Genomic DNA, 6571 nt, shown 5'->3' on the forward strand with positions numbered 1-6571 from the left:
TAGTTCCGTCAAAGCTCATATATACAGTGTTAACACCAGCTTCTCTTAGCGCTCTAGCATACCTTATAGCCTTATCGGGGTCCTCTAAGTAGAGTTTTGCAAAAGTACCTCCCCAAGTATTAAGCTGTACGTGTTTTACCCCATTCTCTCTTAATAGTTTAATGATTTCTATAATATCGTCTCTTAATGTTGGCTCTCCACCAGTTACTTGTATAACTAATGTAATGTCTTGCTTTTTGAGTTGATCTACCATGAATTTTATTTGTTCTAAAGTTGGCTCGTACACATAACCTGCTTTTTCAGCATAGAAGAAACAATACCAGCAGGATAAATCACATCTATTGGTTATTACTAGATTCACTAGCGCGGAGTGCTGATGATGCATTGGACACAATCCGCAGTTATATGGACATGGTGATTTCAAATCAACATATGGTACTTTAGGACCTTTTCCTTCATATTCCCAATAATCAAACTTGTAGTATAAGCTTGAATCCCCATAATATAAATCCTCAAACTCACCATGATCTGGGCAAATTTTCCTTATAAATAGTTTACCTTCTTTTTCAAATATTGTTGCCGGTAAAAGTCTATAACATGCTGGGCATAAAGAATGAGTAACTCTAACTAGTTTTTCATTTTCAGCTAATTGTGGTAATGGACCTCCTATCTTTATCTCTTTTTCACCAAACTTTACTGCTCCTTCATCAAACCTAGATGGAGCTGGTAAAAGTCTCGAGCGTGATTCTGTCTGTACTGCTTGTGTCATTGAATGAATGATAACTAAAGTTAATATATAAACATATTCTCTTCCACTAACATACATTCAGTTAATACCAACCTAGAAAATTATCCCAACCAGTAATTTTTAAATTACTATCTCTATAAATTAATTTATCTCCAATAATTATCCTACCCATAATCGTAGGATTGTATCCTAGTAGTTTTAAATCATTTAGAATAAGTTCTAAAGGAGAGTATTTATCCAAAATCAAAATAGGTATAAATTCCTCTCCGGAATACTTAATTATATCGCTCTCACTGATGTTATGGTTTCTTAAGACATTCATTACACTATCATCTATTGGAATGTCATTAATTTTTATGCCAAAATTAAAGTTTTCCACAATATTATATAATGATATAATTAATCCATCACTTATATCCGTAGAATACTTTATATAGTTACAATATTTCTTAAAAAAGTAAAGTAACGCCTTATTAACTATAGGATGTTTTACTTTAATTATAGATTTAGGTAAAATAGGGATCTTAAAATTATTTAAATATGAAAGAAATATATTAGTAGTGTACCCAATATAATCAGATAGTAAAACGTAATCTCATTCACCGATCTCGTTCTTAATATTACACATAACTTTTCCTTCTACAAAAACATCAATCCAACCATCACACGTAGAATCATTAAGATCCCCCCCTACATACCTTCCTTCATAATAATGTATAGCGTCCGAAATACCTCTAATAATGTCCTCAGCTTGATTTATTTCATAGTTTTTATCTAATCCTATCGATACTAAATAGTTTGTGGGCTTAACAGCTTTACTAATCATGTCGCTCGTAGCAGCTATAATTGACTTCCAACCTAAGTCATAGCTAGACATAAAGTTAAACGCATAAGAAATCCTAAAGCCATCTAACTTGTATCCTACGTCTCCATCTATATAAACGTCATCTAACTTATTTAAATCAGTGTAATTTATTAGGTATTTTCTGATAAACGTGTGCTCACCTAAATCCTTGAGCTTCATAATAAAATGGAACATAGGTCCAAAATTTAAAAGCCGCCGGCGGGATTTGAACCCGCGACCGCCGGCTATCCCTAACTGGGTACGAGGCCGGCGCTCTACCAGCTGAGCTACGGCGGCATATATTTTTAAGAGAATAACTGCATTAATATTTAACTTTCTTCAGATATAAGAGTTTTACACCTAGCTATGATCTGTTAAATGCTTAAATTTTCCTAGTAGTGGTCTTTTAAGGTTTTATTGATTTGTAATTTTAGGACAATATTGAAAGGTTTATGTATATTTCTATAAAAATAATTTACAAAATAATAAGACAGTTTTTAGTTATCGTTTTACTTCCTTTAGATGATAAGATTTATTAAGAAATCGTTTATATGAAAACACTAAAATAATTACTATCCAAAATATATTATTAGTAAAGATAATCATTTAAAGCTTAATTTACAAATTAATTCAATACCTATTTACTTTCAAATGTAGAAATTACGCCTTTAGCATAATTTATTGCCCTGTCTATTAATTTATCATAACTACCAAGATATTTATAAACATCAAGAATGTTCTTTAATTCATCATTAGAGAAGTAACTACTAATTATCTGATCCTCTAAACAAACTTCTAATAAAGATTTTCCAGTTTGTTTTACCTTTTCCGTTAATTTACTTACATATCTATGTGCTTCATGTCTATTCATACCCTTAAGCGTTAGATTAATCATTAAACTTTCTGCCATAATTTGTCCATTAGTTATACCTAAATTTCTTCTAATATTTTCTATATTTATTTTTAATGAATTTAGAAGACTTAACATACTATCTAAGATCTCATCAACTATTAGGAACTGATGAGAAATGATAATTCTTTCAGATGAACTGTTTGTTAGATCTCTTTCGTGCCATAGTGGTATATTTTCAAGTTCGGCCATCACGAAAGATCTAGCTACCTTAGCCAATCCACTTATCTTTTCTGATGTAACAGGATTTTCCTTCTGTGGCATAGTGCTACTTCCTAATCTTCCTTCTACGCCTTCTGCTAACTCATTTATTTCTGGTCTCATTAATTCTCTAACGTCTAGAGCAAATCTATCAGATTGAGAGGCTAGTATGGCTAAGACGCTTATTAACTCGGCAAATCCATCTCTAGGAGCTATTTGAGTGGAAATTTCATGGGGAGATAGTTTCAGATATTCCATAACATACTTCTCTACTTCCAACCCCTTTTCTCCCCATGCTGCCATAGTCCCTACTGCGCCGGACATTTTACCTTTTATAACTCTTTTTCTAACTTCAATTAGTCTCTCTAAGGATCTAGAGAATTCGTAAACATAGTTCCCGAATTTAAACCCTAATGTTATAGGAACAGCATGTTGTCCATGAGTTCTGCCTACCATTACTGTATCCTTATACTTCTTCGATAGTTCGATAAGTATTTCTATGATCTTTATCAGTTTTTTCTGTAAAATTTCTATTGCATCTCTGAATATTAATGCGTATGCTGTGTCAACTATATCATAGCTTGTTGCTCCAAAATGTACAAATCTACCAGCATCACTACTTCTTTCAGCTAGTAATGTTACCATAGCCATTACATCGTGTCCTATTTTATTCTCTAGGTCATCTACTTCTTCTGGTTTTATGGTATACGAAACCTCTTCCACCTTTTTTATATCATCTTCCTTAGCTAATCCAATTTTGTTTAAAGCTTTCAACAAGGCTATTTCTACTAAGACCCTCTTTCTCAATACTCCTTCTTTTGAAAATAAGCTTCTCATCTCTTTGCTTCCATATCTCCAGTCAAGTGGACATACAATGTCTTCCATCTTGATATTAGAACAAAGTTTTAATGCTTATTAATCTATGGTAATATTTTCAAATAATGATCATACAGACAATTGGTAGCCACTCGTCTTTACAAATACTTCACGGAGCGAAAAAAGAAGGATTTAAGACAGCTGTTGTTACAGACTATGTAAGGAAGAAATTTTATGAAAATTTTTACTTCATTGATAGTATATTAGGTTATGAAAATCTTGATAAAGCTATAACACAAATCAATAGTCTAGGTAGGGACAGTATATTAGTCCCTCACGGTAGCTTGGTAGAATATTTAGGTAAGGAAAGGGTAAGTAAGATAGATGTGAAAATTTTTGGAAACAAAAATATATTTGATTGGGAAGCTAATCAAAAAAAGAAGATGAAATTATTAGAAAAATCAAATATAAAAATTCCCCAAATTTTCGATAATCCAGAGGAGGTTGATAGGTTAGTTATTGTAAAACTCAATGGTGCTAAAGGTGGTAAAGGTTACTTCTTAGCTAAAAATAAGAATGAAGTTAAAGATGGGATAAGAAAACTAAAGGAAAAGAAGATGATTAACGATGAAGAGAAAGATTTAATAATTCAAGAATATGTAGTAGGAGTTCCTATGTATTTTCAATTCTTCTATAGTCCAATTTTAAATAGAACTGAGGTATTTGGAATAGACATAAGGTATGAGACCAATATCGATGGATTAAGAAGATTACCGCATTACTACTTAGGCGATAATCTTGAGCCTACTTTTGTGGTAGTAGGTAATATTCCAGCTGTGGCTAGAGAAAGCTTGCTACCTGTCGCCTTAGACTATGCCAATAATTTCGTTAACACTACTAAGGAGTTAGTTCCCCCGGGCATGATAGGACCATTTTGCCTAGAATCAATAGTAACTGACAGTATGGATATAGTAGTTTTCGAGTTCTCTGGCAGAATAGTAGCTGGGACTAACTTATATGTGCATGGAAGTCCATACAGTTGGCTCTACTGGGATGAACCTATGAGCATGGGAAGAAGGATAGCTAGAGAGGTAAAACTAGCAATAGATAAGGATAAATTAGAGTTGGTGACAACATAAATGAAAATAGCAGCCTTAGCTAGTCATTCTGCCTTGGATGTTTTTGACGGAGCTAAAGATGAAGGTTTTGAAACTATAGCATTATGCAAAAAGGGGAGAGAAAGGCCTTATGTAGAATTTAAGGCAATAGTTGATAGGTATATTCTTTTGAATGATTTTAAGGAAATTACCTCAGATTCTGTTCAAGATGAGTTAACCAAAAATAATGTGATCTTAGTTCCAAACCGAAGTTTAGCGGTATATTTAGGGTATGATTCTCTGGAGAATATGAGAGTAAGATTTTTCGGAAATAGGCTAATGCTTAGATGGGAGGAGAGAACGGGAGAGAAGAATTACTATAAGTTGTTGGAAGCTGCGAAAATACCTTTCCCCAAATTGCTCAAGCCAAATGAAATTGATAGACCAGTAATAGTTAAATTACCTGAAGCTAAACGTAAAGTTGAAAGAGGGTTCTTCTTTGCTGTAAGTAAAGATGATTTTGATAATAAAATTAATAATCTTATTAAAAACGGAATTATTGATGATGAAGCATTAAAGAGTATGGTAGTTGAAGAGTTCATATTTGGAGCACACTTTAACTTAAATTATTTCTATAGCCCAATTTTTAACAGATTAGAGTTAATTAGCATAGATAGGAGAATACAAAGTGATTGGGATGGATTATATAGATTACCTGCTGATATACAGCTTAAGTTAAATAAGATACCCAGGCTTATAGAAGTCGGACATGAACCGGTAACTATTAGGGAGAGCTTATTGGAAAAAGTTTTTGAAATAGGTTATAATTTCGTAGAAGCTAGTGCAAAGCTTCAACCTCCAGGGATAATAGGACCATTTACCTTACAAGTAATGGTTACACCAGATTTAGATTTAGTAGTATACGATGTAGCTCCAAGAATAGGGGGCGGGACTAACGTATACATGGGTATAGGAAGTCAATACTCTAAGTTCTATTTTGGAAAACCTATAAGTTTAGGAAGAAGAATAGCAATAGAAATTAAATACGCTATCATAAATAATGAATTAGCCAGAGTAACGAGTTAATTATTATCATTATTTTTTAATAACAATAAAGCTTATAAGAAGGATGTAAAAGGGACAATTAGTAATGATAAATTATAGGTCATAATCTTTATATATGCCGGAATAGAGGTAGACAAAACGGTGTTTAATGCTAACTCTGATAGTAGGAGGATTTTTTGGAGACGAAGGTAAAGGAAAAATAGCTGGATACTTAGGTCTTAAAGATAAGCCAAAACTAAGTATAAGGACTGGATCAATAAATGCTGGACATACTGTCAATTATCAGAACAAAAATTGGAAATTAAGAATTATTCCATCTGCGTTTATAAATGATACAACAGAACTAGGTCTAGCACCTGGAGCTTTAACCTCATTAGAGGTACTTTTAAATGAAATACAACAGACCAACACATATAACCGATTATATATAGATCCTCATGTAGGAATTATAACTGAGGATGAGATACGAGAGGAGAGAAATGATGAATATCTAATGAAAGTAATAGGAAGTACTGGACAAGGTGTAGGGTACGGGGAAAGTAAGAGAATTCTTAGAAAATTAAAATTAGCTAGAGATTACACTCAACTTGAGAAATTCTTATGTAACGTTCCAGATAGAACTATTGAATACTTACAAAGAGGAGAAAAAATTTTAGTAGAAGGCACACAGGGACATTACTTAAGTTTATATCATGGAGAGTATCCTTATGTTACTAGCAGAAACACTACTGCATCAGGCATATTAAGTGAAGTGGGTATTGGACCTAAATATGTAGACGAAATAATAATAGTTTTTAAAAGTTATGTGACAAGAGTTGGCGGAGGACCATTAGAAGGTGAAATTAGTCAAGAAGAAGCTAAGCGAATGGGTCTAGTAGAGTATGGAACTG

General features: G+C 32.8%; 7 protein-coding genes and 1 tRNA gene. 3 read left to right on the forward strand and 5 right to left on the reverse strand.

Annotation, left to right across the window (positions count from 1 at the left end):
* The 5 genes from DMP16_RS07040 to purB all read right to left on the reverse strand — a co-directional run.
* Positions 1 to 769 (reverse strand): radical SAM protein (locus DMP16_RS07040; protein WP_143577022.1); only part of this gene is annotated, 769 nt, incomplete at its 3' end.
* Between the two features lie 61 nt (positions 770 to 830).
* A complete protein-coding gene (locus tag DMP16_RS11385; protein WP_255446827.1) occupies positions 831 to 1127 on the reverse strand; it encodes a hypothetical protein in 297 nt (98 codons plus the stop codon).
* A 216-nt stretch (positions 1128 to 1343) separates the two neighbouring features.
* Positions 1344 to 1772, reverse strand: coding sequence for an AIR synthase related protein (locus tag DMP16_RS11390; protein WP_255446828.1), 429 nt, complete (start codon positions 1770 to 1772; stop codon positions 1344 to 1346).
* Between the two features lie 31 nt (positions 1773 to 1803).
* Positions 1804 to 1889 (reverse strand) — tRNA-Thr (locus tag DMP16_RS07050).
* 340 nt (positions 1890 to 2229) lie between these two features.
* Positions 2230 to 3588 (reverse strand): adenylosuccinate lyase, encoded by a 1359-nt coding sequence (gene purB / locus DMP16_RS07055; RefSeq protein ID WP_143577023.1) that lies wholly within the window; start codon positions 3586 to 3588, stop codon positions 2230 to 2232.
* Between the two features lie 56 nt (positions 3589 to 3644).
* Between purB and DMP16_RS07060 the strand changes: the two genes are divergently transcribed.
* From DMP16_RS07060 to DMP16_RS07070, 3 genes are all read left to right on the forward strand, one after another.
* Positions 3645 to 4658 carry a formate--phosphoribosylaminoimidazolecarboxamide ligase gene (locus DMP16_RS07060; protein WP_069282480.1) on the forward strand — a complete coding sequence of 338 codons (1014 nt, stop codon included), beginning with the start codon at positions 3645 to 3647 and terminating at the stop codon, positions 4656 to 4658.
* Positions 4659 to 5702 (forward strand): formate--phosphoribosylaminoimidazolecarboxamide ligase family protein, encoded by a 1044-nt coding sequence (locus tag DMP16_RS07065; RefSeq protein WP_069282481.1) that lies wholly within the window; start codon positions 4659 to 4661, stop codon positions 5700 to 5702.
* Positions 5703 to 5829: 127 nt separating this feature from the next.
* On the forward strand, positions 5830 to 6571 hold a 742-nt coding region (locus tag DMP16_RS07070; protein ID WP_143577024.1), incomplete at its 3' end, for an adenylosuccinate synthetase.

The organism is Sulfolobus sp. B1, assembly GCF_007050195.1.
Lineage (GTDB): Archaea > Thermoproteota > Thermoprotei_A > Sulfolobales > Sulfolobaceae > Saccharolobus.

Bases quoted from the DNA above. Each gene is read 5' to 3' on its own strand.
- DMP16_RS11390 (WP_255446828.1), bottom strand. From the start codon at position 1,772: ATGAAGCTCAAGGATTTAGGTGAGCACACGTTTATCAGAAAATACCTA.
- DMP16_RS07060 (WP_069282480.1), top strand. From the start codon at position 3,645: ATGATCATACAGACAATTGGTAGCCACTCGTCTTTACAAATACTTCAC.
- DMP16_RS07065 (WP_069282481.1), top strand. From the start codon at position 4,659: ATGAAAATAGCAGCCTTAGCTAGTCATTCTGCCTTGGATGTTTTTGAC.
- purB (WP_143577023.1), bottom strand. From the start codon at position 3,588: ATGGAAGACATTGTATGTCCACTTGACTGGAGATATGGAAGCAAAGAG.